Annotated in this window: 15 protein-coding genes; 7 read left to right on the forward strand and 8 right to left on the reverse strand. The window is 71.8% G+C overall.

Going from position 1 to position 17,438, the window contains the following annotated elements; genetic code table 11:
- Nucleotide 1: 1 nt before the first annotated feature.
- From OC439_RS26725 to OC439_RS26735, 3 genes are all read right to left on the reverse strand, one after another.
- Entirely contained in the window at nucleotides 2-958 is a 957-nt protein-coding gene (locus OC439_RS26725; protein WP_030269431.1) for an ABC transporter permease, read from the reverse strand.
- Nucleotides 951-1,889, reverse strand: a complete 939-nt coding sequence (locus OC439_RS26730) for an ABC transporter permease (RefSeq protein WP_262015841.1) — start codon at nucleotides 1,887-1,889, stop codon at nucleotides 951-953. Before OC439_RS26730 ends, OC439_RS26725 begins: the two co-directional genes overlap by 8 nt.
- An 89-nt stretch (nucleotides 1,890-1,978) precedes the next feature.
- Nucleotides 1,979-3,577: an ABC transporter substrate-binding protein gene (locus tag OC439_RS26735; RefSeq protein WP_262015842.1), complete on the reverse strand. Its 1,599-nt coding sequence runs from the start codon at nucleotides 3,575-3,577 to the stop codon at nucleotides 1,979-1,981.
- A gap of 392 nt (nucleotides 3,578-3,969) precedes the next feature.
- Between OC439_RS26735 and OC439_RS26740 the strand changes: the two genes are divergently transcribed.
- Both OC439_RS26740 and mdh read left to right on the forward strand, forming a co-directional pair.
- Entirely contained in the window at nucleotides 3,970-4,833 is an 864-nt protein-coding gene (locus OC439_RS26740; RefSeq protein WP_047894341.1) for a bifunctional methylenetetrahydrofolate dehydrogenase/methenyltetrahydrofolate cyclohydrolase, read from the forward strand.
- A 98-nt stretch (nucleotides 4,834-4,931) separates the two neighbouring features.
- The gene (gene mdh, locus OC439_RS26745; protein WP_013288499.1) at nucleotides 4,932-5,882 is read left to right on the forward strand and encodes a malate dehydrogenase; all 951 of its coding nucleotides are present in this window, start codon (nucleotides 4,932-4,934) and stop codon (nucleotides 5,880-5,882) included.
- A gap of 140 nt (nucleotides 5,883-6,022) precedes the next feature.
- On the opposite strand, the gene OC439_RS26750 is transcribed toward mdh, so the two are convergent.
- Nucleotides 6,023-6,820: an MBL fold metallo-hydrolase gene (locus OC439_RS26750; protein ID WP_262015843.1), complete on the reverse strand. Its 798-nt coding sequence runs from the start codon at nucleotides 6,818-6,820 to the stop codon at nucleotides 6,023-6,025.
- Between the two features lie 138 nt (nucleotides 6,821-6,958).
- Between OC439_RS26750 and OC439_RS26755 the strand changes: the two genes are divergently transcribed.
- On the forward strand, nucleotides 6,959-8,176 hold the full coding sequence (locus OC439_RS26755) for an NADP-dependent isocitrate dehydrogenase (RefSeq protein WP_120573189.1): 1,218 nt from the start codon (nucleotides 6,959-6,961) through the stop codon (nucleotides 8,174-8,176).
- A gap of 312 nt (nucleotides 8,177-8,488) precedes the next feature.
- On the opposite strand, the gene galT is transcribed toward OC439_RS26755, so the two are convergent.
- The 4 genes from galT to OC439_RS26775 all read right to left on the reverse strand — a co-directional run bounded on the left by galT (nucleotide 8,489) and on the right by OC439_RS26775 (nucleotide 13,728).
- Complete coding sequence (galT, locus tag OC439_RS26760) at nucleotides 8,489-9,562, reverse strand: galactose-1-phosphate uridylyltransferase (RefSeq protein WP_262015844.1); 1,074 nt, start codon at nucleotides 9,560-9,562, stop codon at nucleotides 8,489-8,491.
- Nucleotides 9,559-10,347: a DeoR/GlpR family DNA-binding transcription regulator gene (locus OC439_RS26765; RefSeq protein ID WP_262015845.1), complete on the reverse strand. Its 789-nt coding sequence runs from the start codon at nucleotides 10,345-10,347 to the stop codon at nucleotides 9,559-9,561. The genes galT and OC439_RS26765 overlap by 4 nt, the downstream gene beginning before the upstream one ends.
- A gap of 175 nt (nucleotides 10,348-10,522) precedes the next feature.
- Entirely contained in the window at nucleotides 10,523-12,052 is a 1,530-nt protein-coding gene (gene cysC / locus OC439_RS26770) for an adenylyl-sulfate kinase (protein ID WP_194801334.1), read from the reverse strand.
- A 128-nt stretch (nucleotides 12,053-12,180) separates the two neighbouring features.
- A complete protein-coding gene (locus tag OC439_RS26775; RefSeq protein ID WP_262015846.1) occupies nucleotides 12,181-13,728 on the reverse strand; it encodes a glycosyltransferase family 2 protein in 1,548 nt (515 codons plus the stop codon).
- 162 nt (nucleotides 13,729-13,890) lie between these two features.
- Between OC439_RS26775 and OC439_RS26780 the strand changes: the two genes are divergently transcribed.
- From OC439_RS26780 to OC439_RS26795, 4 genes are read left to right on the forward strand one after another with little or no spacing between them, the layout of a single operon-like run.
- Entirely contained in the window at nucleotides 13,891-14,805 is a 915-nt protein-coding gene (locus tag OC439_RS26780; protein ID WP_013288493.1) for an ABC transporter ATP-binding protein, read from the forward strand.
- The gene (locus OC439_RS26785) at nucleotides 14,798-15,676 is read left to right on the forward strand and encodes an ABC transporter permease (protein WP_262015847.1); all 879 of its coding nucleotides are present in this window, start codon (nucleotides 14,798-14,800) and stop codon (nucleotides 15,674-15,676) included. Before OC439_RS26780 ends, OC439_RS26785 begins: the two co-directional genes overlap by 8 nt.
- A complete protein-coding gene (locus OC439_RS26790; protein ID WP_262015848.1) occupies nucleotides 15,673-16,632 on the forward strand; it encodes an ABC transporter ATP-binding protein in 960 nt (319 codons plus the stop codon). Before OC439_RS26785 ends, OC439_RS26790 begins: the two co-directional genes overlap by 4 nt.
- Nucleotides 16,632-17,342 carry an ABC transporter permease subunit gene (locus OC439_RS26795; RefSeq protein WP_262015876.1) on the forward strand — a complete coding sequence of 237 codons (711 nt, stop codon included), beginning with the start codon at nucleotides 16,632-16,634 and terminating at the stop codon, nucleotides 17,340-17,342. Before OC439_RS26790 ends, OC439_RS26795 begins: the two co-directional genes overlap by 1 nt.
- Nucleotides 17,343-17,438: the final 96 nt, after the last annotated feature.

Here is a 17,438-nt window from a genome sequence, read left to right on the forward strand (position 1 = left end):
GTCACCGGAGCTTCGGGTCGAAGGCGTCGCGGATCGCGTCGCCGAGCATGATGAAGGCGAGCACGGTCAGGGCGAGGAACGTCGACGGCACGATCAGCGGCGTCGCCGACTCCCGCATGTGCACCCGGCCGGCGTCGATGTCGATGCCCCAGGAGATGGTCGGCGCCTTCAGGCCGATGCCGAGGAAGCTCAGCGTCGCCTCGGCCGCGATGAACGACCCGAGCGCGATGGTGAGCACCACGATGGCCGGGGCGAGCGCGTTCGGCAGGATGTGCCGCCACATGATCCGGCCGTTTCCGGCCCCGAGCATCCGGGCCGCGGCCACGTAGTCCTGCTCCCGGGCGGTGATCACCGAGGAGCGGACCACCCGGGCCGCGGTGGTCCACCCGAGCAGCGCCAGGACGAGGATCACCGCGAACAGGCGTACCGTCTCGCCGCTCGTGCTCACCCGCTTGAGCAGCACGATCGCGGCGAGCAGCAGCGGGATGCCGAGCACGATGTCGATCACCCGGGACAGCACCGCGTCGACCCACCCGCCGAAGTAGCCGGCGAGCATGCCGACGACGAGGGCGATCACGCCGGTGATCAGCGCGGAGAACGCGCCCACGAGCAGCGAGGCGCGGGCGCCGTAGACCGCCCGGGCGAACGTGTCGCAGCCCTGGAAGTCGTACCCGAAGATCGCTCCGCCGGACGGCCCGGCGTGCTGCCGCGACAGCACGCAGTCGCGCGGGTCGTTGGCGGCGAACAGCCCCGGCGCCACTGCCATCGCGGCGACCAGCACCACCAGGAGCAGGCTGATCCAGAAGACCGGGTTGCGGCGCAGGTCCCGCCAGGCGTCACCGGCCAGGCTGCGGGCCCGGTCCGGCCGTCCGGCCCGGCCGGGCGTGCCCGGTTCGCCGGAGACGCCGCGCCGCGCGGCCTGGTTCTCCGTCGCCGCCACCGTCTCGAAGTCACTCATAGCGGATCCTCGGGTCGAATACGGCGTAGAGCACGTCCACCACCAGGTTGGACAGCAGGTAGACCACGACGAGCACGCTCACGATGCCGACCACCAGGGGGCCGTCCTCGGTGCGGATGCCGCGGAACAGGTTGAAGCCGACGCCCGGGACGTTGAACACGCCCTCGGTGATGATCGCGCCGCCCATCAGGTTGCCCAGCTCGACGCCGAGGAAGGTGACCACCGGGATGAGCGAGTTGCGCAGCACGTGCACGCCGACGATGCGGCGCCGCCGCAGGCCCTTGGAGCGGGCGGTGCGGACGTAGTCGGCGCGCAGGTTCTCGGTCACCGAGGTACGGGTCAGCCGCAGCGCGGTGGCCAGCGACAACGAGCCGAGCACGAGGCCGGGGAGCAGCAGCGCGTAGAAGGAGGGTTGCGCTCCGGCGGTGGGCGGGAAGACCGGCCAGCGTACGCCGAGGAAGTACTGCGCCAGCGGGGCCAGCACGATGGTGGGGATGCCGAGCACCAGCAGCGTGAGCACGAGCGTGGCGTGGTCGAACACGCCGGAGCGGCGGATCGCCGCGATCACGCCGGCGGTGACCCCGAAGATCACCGTCACGGCCATCGCGATCACGGCGAGCTTCACGGTGACCGGCCAGGCGGCGGCGAGGATGTCGCTGATCTGCCGTCCGGTCAGCGACTGCCCGAGGTCACCCTGGACCAGGCCGCCCAGGTAGTCGAAGTAGCGGTAGAAGAAGCCGCCGACACCCGTCGCGTCCAGGTGGTACTTCTCGGTCAGGTAGGCCCGCTGCGCGGCGGTCACCGGCCGCTCCCCGGCGAGGGCCTGGATCGGGTCGCCCTGCCCGGCGAACATCAGCGCGTAGACGATCAGCGTGGTCCCGAAGAAGGCGAGGACCATCTGGAGCAGTCGCCGCAGGATGAAGCGGAGCATGCTGGCAAGTTTGCCGAAACCGGGCGAAATGCGTGCCAATGCGAGGGCCGGGCCACCCGGTGGGGGTGGCCCGGCCCGTCAGCGGGGTGTCAGGCGCGTTCGATCTTCAGCAGGTCCACCCGGTCGAAGAGGTCCACGTGGACGTTCTTGACCTTGGTCGAGTGGCCGAAGTTGTTCTGCCCGTACCGCAGCGGGATCACCGGCATGTCCTGCGCGAGCAGGTCCTCCGCCGCCTGGTACTTCTTGATCGCCTCGTCCTCGGTCGCCGCGCGGGCGCCCTCGGCGAGCAGCTTGTCGAACTCCGGGTTGCTGTAGCCGTAGTAGTTCGACGAGCCGGTGGTGCTGTACAGCGGGCCGAGGTAGTTCTCCATGGACGGGTAGTCCATGACCCAGCCCATCCGGAACAGGCCGACCGGCTGCTTCTGCTTGAGCTTGGTCAGCAGGTCCGCGAACTTCGGCTCGGCGGTGCCGACGCACTCCACGCCCAGGTTGGCCTTGAGCTGGTTGCAGGTGGCGTCGATCCAGTCCTTGTGGCCGCCGTCGCCGTTGTAGGACAGCTCGATCTTCTTCGGGCCGCCCGCGGCCTCGTACATGGCCTTGGCCTTGACCGGGTCGAACGCGCCCGCCGTGCCGATGGTGTTCTCCCGGTAACCGGCGACCACCGGCGAGACGAACGAGCGGGCCGGCTGCTGCGAGTCCTTGAAGATCGACTTGGTGATCTCGTCCCGGTCGATCGCCATCGAGATCGCCTTGCGCACCTCGGGCTTGCTGAACTCCTCCTGGAACGTCGGGAAGGCCAGCACCTGCAGCGACGACGCCGGGCTCTGCTGGAAGCGGTCGCCCAGGTCGGTCGCGGCGGTCGACAGGTTCTCGGTCGGGATCGTCTTGATCACGTCGAGGTTGTCCGACAGCACGTCCGCGTACGCCGCGGTCGGCTGCTGGTAGATGCGGAACTCGACGCCGCCGACCTTGGGCTGCTGACCCGGGAACGCGTCGTAGCGCTCCACCTCGACCTTGGCGTCGTGCTGCCAGCTGCCCTTCATCTTGAACGGGCCCTGGCCGATCGGTGCCTGCTCGTAGCCCTCGGCGAGCACGCCCGGCGCGGAGAAGGCCGCCTTGGGCAGCGGGTAGAAGGCGGTGTAGCCGAGCATGGACTTGAAGTCCACGTACGGCTGGCTGAGCGTCACGGTGAAGGTCAGGTCGTCGACCTTCTTCAGCCCGCTCATCGTCGTCGCCTTCGGGCTCTCGCCCTGGAGGTCGTCGTAGCCGGCCACCTTCTCGAAGAAGTAGCTGGAGTTCTGGCCGTTCGGCGCGTACGCGCCGTAGTTCCAGGCGTCGATGTAGTTGTCGGCGGTGACCTTCTCGCCGTTGTGGAACGTGTAGCCGGGCTTCAGCTTGATCGTCCAGACCTTGTTGTCGGACGTCGTCACCTTCTCGGCTGCCACCTCGTGCGGCTTGTTCGCCTCGTCGTAGTCGACGAGCGGGCTGAACAGGGCCGACAGGACCTGGGAGCCGCTCGTCTCGTTGGTGTTTGTCGGCACGAGGTGCTGCGGCTCGGCGATCTCGATCCGCACGGCCGCGTCGGAGTCGCCGGCACCGCCGCCGCCACCGCCCGAGCCGCAGGCCGTCAGGCCCAGCGTCACCGCGAGCGGGAGCGCGGCCCAGGCCGCGAGCCTACGAACACGCATTGGGGGTCTCCTCATCTCCTCACGCTGCGCGGTCGTCCCGACGCTGGGTGACTCTGCGCAACGAGTGGTAACGGTAGGTCGCGATCCGGCCCGCCGACAACTAGTGCGTGGTCAACTGATGACGGATCGTGTTCGGCGAGCCTTGTCGCTGCTGTCCGTGCGTGCTAAACCCCGCTTCTAACTGGCCTTTTATTCACCCTTGATGGTCCGTTCGAGGTCCGGTCGAGCGCGTCTGCGACGTCCGGTCCGCCTGTCCGGTCCCTGCCCGTCAGGGTGTGTCCGGGCCGCTGTGTCGCAGTGATTGGTCACTCTCCGTGAGTTAGGGCACGTTGCGGAGCGTGATCGTCGGCCGTCGTCGTCCGGCCCGCCCGCGGGCGTGAGACGATCACGGCGTGACGGCGACGATCCTGGACGGCAAGGCCACCGCGGCGGAGATCAAGGACGAGCTACGGGCCCGGGTCAAGGCGCTCGCGGAACGCGGCATCACCCCCGGCCTGGGCACCGTGCTGGTCGGGGAGGACCCCGGCTCCCAGGCGTACGTCAACGGAAAGCACCGCGACTGCGCCGAGGTCGGCATCGCCTCGCTGCGGGTCGCGCTGCCCGCGGACGCCACCCAGGAGCAGCTCGACGCGGCGCTGGCCGAGCTGAACGCGGACCCGGCCTGCCACGGCTACATCGTCCAGCTCCCGCTCCCCGGTCACCTCGACACCCAGCGCGCGCTGGAGTCGATCGACCCGGACAAGGACGCCGACGGGCTGCACCCGGTCAACCTGGGCCGGCTCGTCCTCGGGTACGACGCGCCGCTGCCCTGCACCCCGCGCGGCATCGTGGAACTGCTGCGCCGGCACGACGTGCCGCTGCGCGGCGCGAACGTGGCAGTGGTCGGCCGGGGCAACACGGTCGGCCGCCCGCTGGGCCTACTGCTGACCCGGCGCAGCGAGAACGCCACCGTGACGCTCTGCCACACCGGCACGCTCGACCTGGCCGCGCACACCCGCGCCGCCGACGTCGTCATCGTCGCCGCCGGCGTGCCCGGGCTGCTCACCGCCGACATGATCAACCCGGGCGCGACGGTGGTGGACGTCGGGATCACGCGGGTCATCGGCGAGGACGGCAAGGGCCGCTACACCGGCGACGTGGACCCGGAGGTGGCCGAGGTCGCCGGCAAGCTGGTGCCGATGCCCGGGGGCGTCGGTCCGATGACCCGGGCGATGCTGCTGACGAACGTGGTCGAACGGGCCGAGCGGACCGCCTGACACCCACCCAGGTCATAACCGTCCGCCCCTGACCTGATCGGTGCCAGGATGGCTGATACGGTCCGGAAAACCGACTGGTATCAGGGAGTGGGACGACCATGGGTAAGAAGGTCACTGTCGTCGGCGCCGGCTTCTACGGCTCGACCACCGCACAGCGCCTGGCCGAGTACGACGTCTTCGACACCGTTGTGATCACCGACATCGTGGAGGGCAAGCCGGCGGGTCTCGCGCTCGACCTCAACCAGTCCCGCGCGGTCGAGGGCTTCGAGACCAAGGTCGTCGGCGTCACCACCGGCCCGAACGGCGAGGGCTACGAGGCCATCGAGGGCTCGGACGTCGTCGTCATCACCGCCGGCCTGCCGCGCAAGCCGGGCATGAGCCGGATGGACCTGCTGGAGACCAACGCCAAGATCGTCCGGCAGGTCGCCGAGAACGTCGCCAAGTACGCCCCGAACGCCGTCGTCATCGTGGTGTCCAACCCGCTCGACGAGATGACCGCGCTGGCCCAGCTCGCCACCCAGTTCCCGAAGAACCGGGTGCTCGGCCAGGCCGGCATGCTGGACACCGCCCGCTTCACCAACTTCGTCGCCGAGGCGCTGAGCGTACCGGTGAAGTCGGTACGGACCCTGACGCTCGGCTCGCACGGCGACACCATGGTCCCGGTGCCGTCGAAGAGCACCGTGAACGGCAAGCCGCTGCGTGACGTCATGCCGGCCGAGCAGATCGAGGAGCTGGTCGTCAAGACCCGCAACGGTGGCGCCGAGGTCGTCGCGCTGCTCAAGACCGGTTCGGCGTACTACGCCCCGTCCGCCGCCGCGGCCCGGATGGCGAAGGCCGTGGCCGAGGACTCCGGCGCCGTCATGCCGGTCTGCGCCTGGGTCGACGGCGAGTACGGCATCTCCGGCGTCTACCTGGGCGTCGAGGCCGAGATCGGCGCCGAGGGCGTGAAGCGGGTCGTCGAGACCGACCTGGACGCCGACGAGCTGGCCGCGCTGAAGGAGGCCGCCGAGGCCGTCCGCGCCAAGCAGGGCGACGTCGCCAGCATGTGACGCCCGACCACTGCATCGAAGGCCCGCCGGCACGCGCCGGCGGGCCTTCTGCCGTCCCGCCCGCGGTCCTCCCCGTTCACCCCTCACCCCGTCGATCATGAAGTTGACGGCGGAAATGGAGATCGACCAGGCGGTCAACCTCATGATCGACGGGGTGAGGGGTGAAGGGTGAAGGGGGCGGTCAGGTGGGGGGTGGCCAGGGTGGCGGGGGAGAGGGTCGTCAGGAGGCTCGTGCGGGAGCGTCGGGCCGTTTCCGGGTCCTCCTCGTGGGCGTACGCCAGCTCCGGCTCGACCAACTGGATCGCGTGCACGAGCAGGTCGCCGGTGATCAGGAGGCGCTCGTCGTCCGCCTCGACCAGCACCGACTGGTGACCCGGCGTGTGGCCGGGCGTGTGCAGCAGCCGTACCCCCGGGGTGAGGGGCGTCTCGCCGTCGACCACCCGCAGCCGGCCGGCGGCGCGCAACGGCGTCAGCAGCCGGGCCGGCAGTTCCGGGTGGAACAGCTCCAGCGCGTCCACCTCGGCGCGCTGGATCAGGTGGTCCGCGTTCGGGAACAGCGCGCCGGCCCAGCCCACGTGGTCGGTGTGCAGGTGGGTGAGGACCACGGTGCGGACGTCGGCCGGATCGACCCCGGCGGCGGCCAGCTCGGCCGGCAGCCGGCCCGGCACCGGCGCCCAGCTCGCGGCGAGCGAGTCGGCCGGGCCGATGCCGGCGTCGACAAGCGTGACCGGTCCGTCGCCGGACCGCACCGCGAAAGCGCGGAACCGTAGCCACCACCTGCCGTCGTCGGTGACGGCGCCCGGATCGAGCCGGTCGGCCGCCGCCCAGTGCGCCTGGGTGGCACCGGGAAACGCCTCGCCGCGGGGCTGGAAGAAGGGCCCCTCGCCGTCGGAGAGCGCGGTGACCGTGATAGACCCGATGGTGCGGCTGCGCGGCATCGGACGATGATGCCAGCGGGCCGAGGCGCGGCGCAGCCCGCTTTCCGGCGGTCCACCCGGGCCGCCTGGGGACTGCCGGTCAGTTTCCAGTACGCTCGTACTGCTTGAGCACGTGTCCCCCGAGAGGAGCGCCGGCCGATGGCGAAGATCAAGGTAAACAACCCGGTCGTGGAGATCGACGGCGACGAGATGACCCGGATCATCTGGAAGCAGATCCGGGAGCAGCTGATCCTGCCCTACCTCGACGTCGACCTGCACTACTACGACCTGTCGATCCAGCACCGTGACGCCACCGACGACCAGGTCACCGTCGACGCCGCCAACGCCATCAAGGAGCACGGCGTCGGCGTCAAGTGCGCCACCATCACCCCGGACGAGGCCCGGGTGGAGGAGTTCGGCCTGAAGAAGATGTGGCGGTCGCCGAACGGCACCATCCGCAACATCCTCGGCGGCGTGGTCTTCCGCGAGCCGATCATCATGTCGAACGTGCCGCGGCTCGTCCCGGGCTGGACCAAGCCGATCATCATCGGCCGGCACGCGCACGGCGACCAGTACAAGGCCACCGACTTCGTCGTCCCCGGCCCGGGCACGGTGACCATCACCTACACCCCGGCCGACGGCGGCACCCCGATGGAGATGGAGGTCGCCAACTTCCCCGGCGGCGGCATCGCCATGGGCATGTACAACTACGACGAGTCGATCCGGGACTTCGCCCGCGCCTCGTTCCGGTACGGCCTGGACCGCAACTACCCGGTCTACATGTCCACCAAGAACACCATCCTCAAGGCGTACGACGGCCGGTTCAAGGACATCTTCGCCGAGGTGTTCGAGAACGAGTTCAAGGCCGAGTTCGACGCCGCCGGCCTCACCTACGAGCACCGGCTGATCGACGACATGGTCGCCGCCGCGCTCAAGTGGGAGGGCGGATACGTCTGGGCGTGCAAGAACTACGACGGTGACGTGCAGTCCGACACCGTGGCGCAGGGCTTCGGCTCGCTCGGCCTGATGACCTCGGTGCTGCTCTCCCCGGACGGCCGCACCGTCGAGGCCGAGGCGGCGCACGGCACCGTCACCCGGCACTACCGGCAGTACCAGAAGGGCGAGAAGACCTCGACCAACCCGATCGCCTCGATCTACGCCTGGACCCGGGGCCTGGCCCACCGGGGCAAGCTGGACGGCACCCCGGCGGTCACCGAGTTCGCGAACACGCTGGAGAAGGTCATCGTGGACACCGTCGAGGGCGGCCAGATGACCAAGGACCTCGCGCTGCTCATCTCGCGGGACGCCCCGTGGCTGACCACCGACGAGTTCATGAACGCGCTCGACGAGAACCTGGCGCGCAAGCTCGCCGCCTGACGTGCAAGGAAGGGCCCCTTCTTAACGCCTCGCGTTGTAGAAGGGGCCCTTTTTAACACCTCAGACCGGTACGGACGGCGTGACCTCGTTCGGTGCGCCCTCGTTGACAGGGTGGACGAGATGCCAGTCGCGTCCAGGAAGGTGGGCCGAGGCCGCGCGCAGGCTGGCCGACCTTCGAGGCTGCTGAGCGCAGCCAGCCGTCCCTTCCCTGCGGGGGGTCCTGTCCCGGGCCCCCCGCGCCCCATGCTCGGGCCGCGGTTGTTAAGAAGGGGCCCTTCCTCTACCGCAGGCGTTAATAAGGGGCCCTTCCTTTCAGGCGGCGCGCAGCAACTCGGCGGCTCGCTCGGGGGCGATGTCGTTGATGAACACGCCCATGCCGGACTCCGACCCGGCGAGGTACTTCAGCTTGTCCTTGGCCCGCCGGATGCTGAACAGCTGAAGGTGCAGGTGGCCCAGTTCCCTGTCGATCCGTACCGGCGCCTGGTGCCAGGCCGCGATGTACGGCATGGGCAGGTCGAACAGCCCGTCGAAGCGGCGCAGCAGGTCCAGGTAGAGCGGCCCGAACGCGTCCCGCTCGGCGTCGTCGAGTGCCGGGATGTCCGGCACCGGCCGGTGCGGCGCCACGTGCACCTCGAACGGCCAGCGGGCCGCCGCCGGGACGTACGCGGTCCAGTGCTCGTTGCTCGCCACCACCCGCTCCCCGGAGGCGCGTTCGGTGGCCAGCACGTCGGCGTAGAGGTTGCCCCCGGTGCGGTCGGCGTACCGCCGGGCGGCGGCCAGCATGCTCCGGGTGCGCGGCGTGACGAACGGGTACGCGTAGATCTGCCCGTGCGGGTGGTGCAGCGTCACCCCGATCTCCACGCCCCGGTTCTCGAACGGGAAGACCTGCTCCACGCCGGGTAGCGCGCTCAGCGCCGTGGTGCGGTCGGCGAGCGCGTCGAGCACCGTCCGTACCCTGCGCGGGGAGAGCCGGGCGAACGAGGCGTTGTGGTCGTCGGTGAAGCAGACCACCTCGCACCTGCCGCGCCCGGGGCGTACCGGGGTGAACGGCGTGATCTCGGCCGGCTCGTCGGCCACCCGCTGGCTCAGCGACGGGAACCGGTTCTCGAACACCACCACGTCGTAGTCGGACGCGGGGATCTCGCTGTGCCGCTCACCCCGCGACGGGCACAGCGGGCACTGGTCGGCCGGGGGCAGGAACGTGCGGGTCTGCCGGTGCACCGCCACCGCCACCCACTCGTCGGTCAGCGGGTCGTACCGCAGCTGCGAGGCGGGCGGGGGAGGGGGCAGATCCCGCCGGTCCGGCTGGTCGCGGACCGCGTCGTCCCGCTCGTCGAAGTAGATCAGCTCGCGGCCGTCGGCCAGCGCGATCTGCGTACGCTTCACTCCGCCCCCCTCGTCGTGGGCACCGTCACCAGCTCACCCACCCTGTCGTCGAGTACCCGTCGGGCCTCGGGTGCCAACCGGTCGTCGGTGACCAGCACGTCCGCCGCCTCCAGCGGCACGATCGACGAGATGCCGACGGTGCCCCACTTGGTGTGGTCGGCGAGCACCACGAGCCGGTCCGCCGCGGCCACGAGCGCCCGGTTCGTGTCCGCCTCCATCAGATTGGGTGTGGTGAAACCGGCCCGTTCGCTGATCCCGTGCACGCCCAGGAAGAGCAGGTCCAGGTGCAGCGCGGCGATCGCGGCCACGGCGAGCGGACCGACGAGCGCGTCCGACGGTGTGCGGACGCCGCCGGTGAGCACCACGGTCTGGTCCGGCCGGCCGCCGACGTGCAGGGCCTCCGCCACCGGCAGCGAGTTGGTGACCACAGTGAGGCCGGGCACGTCGACCAGCCGCCGGGCCAGCTCGGCGGTGGTGGTGCCGGCGGAGAGCGCGATGGCGGCGCCGGGCCGGACCAGTCCCGCGGCGTGCTCGGCGATCGCGGCCTTCTCGGCGGACTGGCGGACGGATTTGGCGTGGAAGCCGGGCTCGTCGGTCGAGCCGGGACCGGCCGGTGTCGCGCCGCCGTGCACCTTGGCGAGCAGGCCCGCCTCGTGCAGCGTGTCCAGGTCGCGCCGGATGGTCATGTCGGAGACGCCGAACTCGGCCGCCAGCTCGGTGACCCGGACGCCACCGGCGCGGCGCAGTCGTTCCAGGATGGCCGTCTGCCGCTGCCGCGCCAGCATCCCCGGCTCACCTCCGCGCCTCACCGACCGCGCGGACACTCCACGCGGTCGAACGTGTTCCAACAAAGACGAACACTACCGCGCAGCGACGGCGATGCGAAACCGCCGCCGTCCGGAAGGCCGGACGACGGCGGTCGAGGTGCGCGCAGGGCCGGACACGTCCGGCGGCCGGAGGTCAGGCGGGCTGGAGGCGGGGCTCCACCCAGCCGGTCTCGGTAAGGTGCTCCATCACCTTCCCGATGGCCTCCTCGACGCTGAGATCCGAGGTGTCCACCACCAGGTCGGCGTCGGTGGGCTCCTCGTACGGGTCGTCGATGCCGGTCATCCCGGTGATCAGGCCGGCCCGGGCGCGGGCGTACAGGCCCTTGCGGTCGCGCTGCTCGCAGACCGCCAGCGGCGTCGCCACGTGGACCAGCAGGAACCCCGCCCCGGCCGTCTCGGCCATCTCCCGGGCGGTGGCGCGAGCCGCCGCGTACGGCGCGATCGGGCAGCAGATGCCGACGCCCCGGTGCCGGGCGATCTCCGCCGCCACCCAGCCGATCCGGCGTACGTTGAGATCCCGGTCGGCCTTGCTGAACCCCAGCCCGGCGGAGAGTTCCCGCCGCACCACGTCGCCGTCGAGCAGCGTGATGGTGCGGTCGCCCTGCTCGCGGAGCACGTCGGCCAGCCCGCGGGCGATGGTCGACTTGCCCGAGCCGGACAGGCCGGTCAGGAAGATCACCAGGCCCCGGTGCCGCCGCGGCGGGCGTGCCCGGGACAGTTCCTTCGCCACCGCCGGCGGCGTGTGCCACTCGGGCAGCGGGAATCCCCGGTCCAGCAGGTCGTCGATCTCCCGCGTGCTCAGCGCCAGCCGCCGGTTGCGCGGCGGGATGTCCTCACGCCAGCGCCACTGCCCGTCCCGGTTGTCGTAGGCCAGCTCGCGGGGCACCAGCACGCGCAGGCCGGCGCCGGAGAGCATGCCCTCGGTGGACAGCAGGTGGGTCACCCCGTAGGCGGCGGCGACCCGGGCCCGCAGCAGCGCGTCGCTGATCTCGTCGCGCCGCCGGGCCAGCGGCACCGCCACCAGCGTCGCCGGGGGCATCCGGTCGCGCGCGGCGAACACGCTGCGCACCAGCGCCTCGGCCGGCAGTCCGGCGATCGACTCCTCGCCGATCGGGATCATCACCAGCAGGTGCGCGCCGAGCGTACGGGCCGCATGCGCGATCTGCGCCAGCTGCGGCCGGTGCAGCGGACGGTCGGCGAACACGCCGAGCACCCGGCCCGGCGGCAGCAGTCCGCGTACCTCGTCGGGGCCGCGCCGGAGCCGCTGGAACGGCCCGTGGCCGCCGTCGCCCAGGCGGCGCACCGCGCCACCGACACCCACCATGCCCTCGCGGCCCGGCCAGACGTCGGTCACGTCCATCGCCGCCACCGGTGCGCCCTCACCGTCGGTGAGCACCACCGCCCGGCGGGCCGGGTCGGCCGGGTCCAGCCCGTCGGCGAGCGCCGCCGGCACCTGGAGCGTCACCGGCACCGGCCACGGCGTGCCGTCGGCCAGTCGGCCGCGCCGGTTCAGCGAGGCCAGGTCGGCCCGGCTCATGAAACCGGTGAGCGGTGCGTACGCCCCACTCAGCAACAACTGGAGATCGGCCAGCTCAGCGGGTCTGGGCGCGTACGACGGCGCATCCCGCAGAACGTCCTCGGGCAGCAGCCACCCGTTGCTCATCGAACCCCCAACTCGCCGGTCGGCACACAGTTTCGCAGCCCACCGGCGATCGGTCGAGAGCGCCACCCGCCTCCCGGTGATCGCGTGTCCGGCGACCGCGCCGAGGACGAACCGGGGTCACCGAATCCTTACCGGTGTGCCGCCGCCGGTCGATCGTGCGAACGGCTGCCGGAGCGCGCCGACCGGCCGAGCGCGCGGTCCCGGATCCGACGGACCGCGCGACGGATCCGGGACGGGAGCCGGCGCGAGTCCTCCACCCGGGGCGGGCCGCCGTCGGCTGCGCAGCGCACCACGAGCGGCAGGCGGACGTCCGGCGCCCAGCCGGCCTGGATCACCCGGGCCCGGACCTCCCAGGTGCCCCGGGTCCGGCCACCGTTGAGTTCCGCGAAGTCGACGGTGGCGGTGCTGCGGTGGCGCACCTCGCCGGTGTCGACCTGCTCGGTGGTGGCGGCCACCGGCAGGAAGAACTCCTCCCGGGTCTCCCGGCGGCGGACGACGACGTCGGTCCGCGCCCCGCCGGCCCGCATCACGACCCCGGCCGGTGCCGCGTCGGCCACCGGGAGCACCGGTAGCCCCTGTTCGTCGAAGCGCAGCGGCTCGTCACCGGCGCGCAGGTGGGCGTCGACGGTGACGGTCAGCGTCCGCCCCTGGACCCGCCATCCGCCGACCGAGGCGTGGGCCCGGACGCTCACCTCCCACTCCGCCAGCCGGCGCAGGTCCGCCACCCGGCCCCGCGCGGCGAGGTGCGCGATCACCTGGAACATCGGCGGCAACCCGGCGACCGCCTCCGGCGTGAAGCGCTCCTCGACGAGCCGGCCGACCTCGCCGGCCACCTGGTCGGCCCACTGCTCCGGCGCGCTCAGCAGGGTCTGCCCGCGCAGCCGGCTCAGCATCTCCTTGCGCAGCCAGCGCCGCTGCAGGCGGAGGCGGGTCGCGGCGGGCGACCGGTTCGCGTCCACGATGTCCAGCGCCTCCCGCAGCGCCGCGTAGTACTCGGCCGGGTCCATCCGGGTGGCGGTGACGTTGCCCGCGTCCGCCCGGCGGATGTGGTGGTAGCAGGGGTGATCGGCCAGCACGCAGACGCGCCCGGCCAGCAGGTAGGCCGCCGCCATCAGCCGGTGGTCCTCCAGGCGGCGCGGGTGGCCCTCCGGGAACCGCAGCCCGTGGCGGTCCAGGAAGGACCGCCGGAACAGCTTGTGGCAGGTCATGCTGTCGGCCAGCGGCGCGTTCGCCAGCGTGACGCCGAACCGGTTCTCCCGGAACAGCTCCCGCGGTACGCCCCGCCGGTGCCCGATCATCCGCCCGATGACGATGTCCGCGTCGTGTTCCCGGGCGCAGGCGTGCAGGCGGGCCAGCGCCTCGTCGCCGAACCAGTCGTCGTCGTCGGCGAAGAAGACGTACTCGCCGCGCGCCTGCTCCAGCCCTCGGTTGCGTGGGTGCGACGGCCAGCCCGAGTGCTCCAGGTGCAGGACCCGTACGTGCGGGTCGGCGGCGGCCAGCTCGTCCAGGCGCTGCGGGGTGCCGTCGGTCGACCCGTCGTCGGCGAAGATCACCTCGTACGAACCGGGCGGCAGCCCCTGCTTCGGCAGCGACGCGACGAGCGGATCGAGGTTCGCGCCGCAGTTGTACGTGGGCACCACCACGCTCACCATCGTGCGGTCCGTACCGTCGGTCATGCCGCCCCCCGTCGAGTCGCCTCACCCGGTGGCAGCATCCCGGAGCGGTCGCCACCCCGCTACCCCGTTCCCGCCACCTAGGGGCTGCGAGGGCCGAGGATCAGGGGATCGCAGGGGTCAGGAGCGGCTCCGGCGAGGCGCCGGAGTTCTACGCTGAACGGCGTGACACTGCTCGCGACCGAGTCGCTGACCAAGACGTACGGAGGCCGGGTCACCGCGTTGGCCGACCTCACCGTGTCGGTCGAGCCGGGGATCATCGGGCTGGTGGGCGCGAACGGCGCCGGCAAGTCCACTCTGATCAAGATCCTGCTGGGTCTGCTCCCGCCGACCAGCGGCCGGGTGCAGGTGCTCGGCCTCGACCCCACCACCGACCCCGCCGCGGTCCGTGCCCGGGTCGGCTACATGCCCGAGCACGACGCCCTCCCGCCCGACCTGTCCGCCGCCGAGCTGGTCACCCACCTGGGCCGGATCAGCGGGCTGCCGCGCACCGTCGCCCGGGAACGGGCCTCCGAGGCGCTGCGCCACGTCGGTCTGCACGAGGAGCGGCACCGGGCCGTCGGTGGCTACTCCACCGGCATGAAGCAGCGGGTCAAGCTCGCCCAGGCGCTCGTACACGATCCCGATCTGCTGTTGCTCGACGAGCCGACGAACGGCCTCGACCCGGCCGGCCGGGACGCCATGCTCGCGCTGATCCACCGGATCGGCACCGAGTTCGGCATCTCGGTGGTGGTCTGCTCGCACCTGCTCGGCGAGGTGGAGCGGATCTGCGACACGCTCGTCGCCATCGACGGCGGGCGGCTGCTGCGCGCCGACCGGGTGTCCGCCATGACCACCGCCACCGACGTGCTCGCCGTCGAGGTGAGCGAGGGCACCGAGGAACTGGCTGCCCGGCTCACCGCGCTCGACCTGCCGGTGACCCGCGACGGGCGGCTGCTGCTCGTCCCGCTCGCCGACGACGCCACCTACGACCAGATCCTCGGCGCGGTCGCCGAGCTGGACCTGCCGCTGCACCGGCTGGACCAGCGACGGCACCGGGTGGCCGAACTCTTCGCCGCGAGGGAGCCCAGCCATGTCTGACGCGACCGGGGTCATCCACGACATCGGCTACCAGCGCTACACCGGCCCGCGGCTCGGCCGCCGGCAGGTCTTCGGCGCGCTCTACCTGCACGGCGTGCGTACCGTCTTCGGGCTGGGCCGCAGCGCCAAGGCCAAGATCTTCCCGTGGCTCGTCGTCTCCGTGGTGACCGTGGTGGCCGCCGGGGTGACCGCGGTGCGCAGCCAGATCGGCGAGGTGGTGATGACGTACGCCCAGTTCGCCGACGCGATGAGCTGGCTGGTCATCTTCTTCGCCGCGGTGGCCGCGCCCGAGCTGGTCTCCCGCGACCTGCGCAGCGGCGTGCTGCCGCTGTACTTCTCCCGCCCGCTGCCGCGCGGCGACTACGCCCTGTCCAAGCTGCTGGCGCTGGTGACCGCGCTCTGGCTGCTGCTCGGCGGCCCGCAGCTGGTGATGTTCCTCGGCGCCGCGTTCACCACGAACCGGGGCGTACGCGGGGTGTGGGACGAACTGCTCGACCTGCTGCCCGGGCTGCTCTATGCCGGGCTCTGGGCGGTGGTGTTCGCCTCGATCGCCCTGCTGGTCGCCTCGCTCACCGGCAAGCGCGCGTTCGCCGCCGGCGGCATCGTGGCGGTCTTCCTGATGACCACGCCGGTGGTCGGCGTGCTGTCCATCCTGCCGTCGTCCACTGTCAACGAGCTGGCCTTCCTCGCCTCCCCGCCGACGCTCGTCGGCGGCGTGGGCAACTGGGCGCTCGGCGACCGGCTGACCCAGGGACGCGGCGGCATGCCGATCGGAGACTTCGGGCCGGTCTACGCCGTGGTCGCCGTGCTGCTGGTCGCCGCCTGCGTCAGCCTGCTGCTCCTGCGATACCGGAAGGTGGCCGCCCGATGACGGCGATCAGCACCCAGTCGACGGCCGGTACGCCCGCCGCCGCGACGAGCACGCTCGACCTGGCCGGTGTCTCCCGCTGGTACGGCAACGTGGTGGCGGTCAACGACGTCACCATGCGGCTCGGCCCCGGCGTGACCGGCCTGCTCGGCCCCAACGGCGCCGGCAAGACCACGCTGCTGCACATGATGGCGGGCTTCCTGTCCCCGTCGCGGGGGACCGTGACGCTGGACGGGGAGCCGACCTGGCGCAACCCCGCCGTCTACCGGCGGCTCGGCCTGGTCAGCGAGCGCGAGGCGGTGCACACGTTCCTCAGCGCGTACGAGTTCGTGCTCGCCAGCGCGAAGCTGCACCGGCTGCCCGACCCGGAGGTCGCCACGAAGCGGGCGATCGAGCTGGTCGAGATGGAGGACGCGCAGACCCGGCGGATCGGCACCTACTCAAAGGGCATGCGGCAGCGCACCCGGGTCGCCGCCGCGCTCGTGCACGACCCGCAGGTGCTGCTGCTCGACGAGCCGTTCAACGGGATGGACCCGCGCCAGCGGCTGCACATGATGGCGCTGCTGCACCGGCTCGGCGACGCGGGACGGACCATCCTGTTCAGCTCGCACATCCTGGAGGAGGTCGAGCAGGTCTCCGGCACGGTCCAGGTGATGGTGGCCGGCCGGCTCGCCGCCTCCGGCGACTACCGGACCATCCGCCGCCTGATGACCAACCGGCCGCACGTGTTCGCGGTCCGCTCCACCGACGACCGTGCGCTGGCGGTGGCGCTGATGGGCGAGGCGTCGGTCTCCGGCGTCGAGCTGGACCGTACCGGCCTGACCGTCAAGGCCGGCGACTACGGCGCGTTCACCCGGGCACTGCCCCGGATCGCGCTCCGGCACGGCATCCGGGTCCGGCAGCTCCTGCCGGAGGACGAGTCGCTGGAGAGCGTCTTCTCGTATCTGGTGGAGGCATGATGTCGACAGTCACCTGGATCACCGCGCGCGGGCTGTTCGGCCGGAGCCGGTTCCTCATGCTGCTGCCGTTGCCGCTGGTCCTGATCGGCCTGGCGGTGCTCTGCCGGTCGCTCGGCGTCGACCCGGGCCAGTGGGGTCCGCCGGTGCTCGTCGGCCTCGGCCTCGCGGTGGTGCTGCCGGTGGTGGCGCTGATCGTGGGCACCGGCGTGCTCGGCGCGGAGATCGACGACGGCACCGTCGTGCACATCCTCACCAAGCCGCTGCCGCGCTGGCAGATCGTGCTGCCGAAGCTGGCGGTCGCGGCCGGCGTCACAGCGGTCACCGTCGGCGTCCCGATCTACGTCGCGGGCGTGCTCGCCGATTCGGTACGCCTCGGACTCGCGCTGGTGGCCGCCTCGGCGGCGGGCGCGCTGGCGTACTCGGCGCTGTTCCTGGCGCTCAGCCTGGTGACCCGGCGGCCGGTGCTGCTCGGCCTGGTCTACGTGCTGATCTGGGAAGGGCTGCTGGGCCGGTTCGTCGGCGGCACCCGGGTGCTGTCGATCCAGCAGTGGGTGATCGCCCTGGCCGACCGGATGGCGCCGACGCCGCTGCTCGGCACCACCGTCTCGGTGCCGGTCGCGGCGGTGCTCACCGGGCTGGTGGCGGTCGGGTTCACCGTGCTGGCGATCGACCGCCTGCGCTCGTTCAGCGTGGCCGGCGAGACGAGCTGAACCCTCGGGGCGGAACCCGTTTTCCGGCACGAGCGGCGGAAAACGGGTTCTGCCCTGCCGTGTCCGGTCTGTTAGTTTGCGGCGGCTACGCACACC

Origin of the sequence: Micromonospora sp. Mcm103 (assembly GCF_024519755.1) — a bacterium.
Lineage (GTDB): Bacteria > Actinomycetota > Actinomycetes > Mycobacteriales > Micromonosporaceae > Micromonospora > Micromonospora aurantiaca.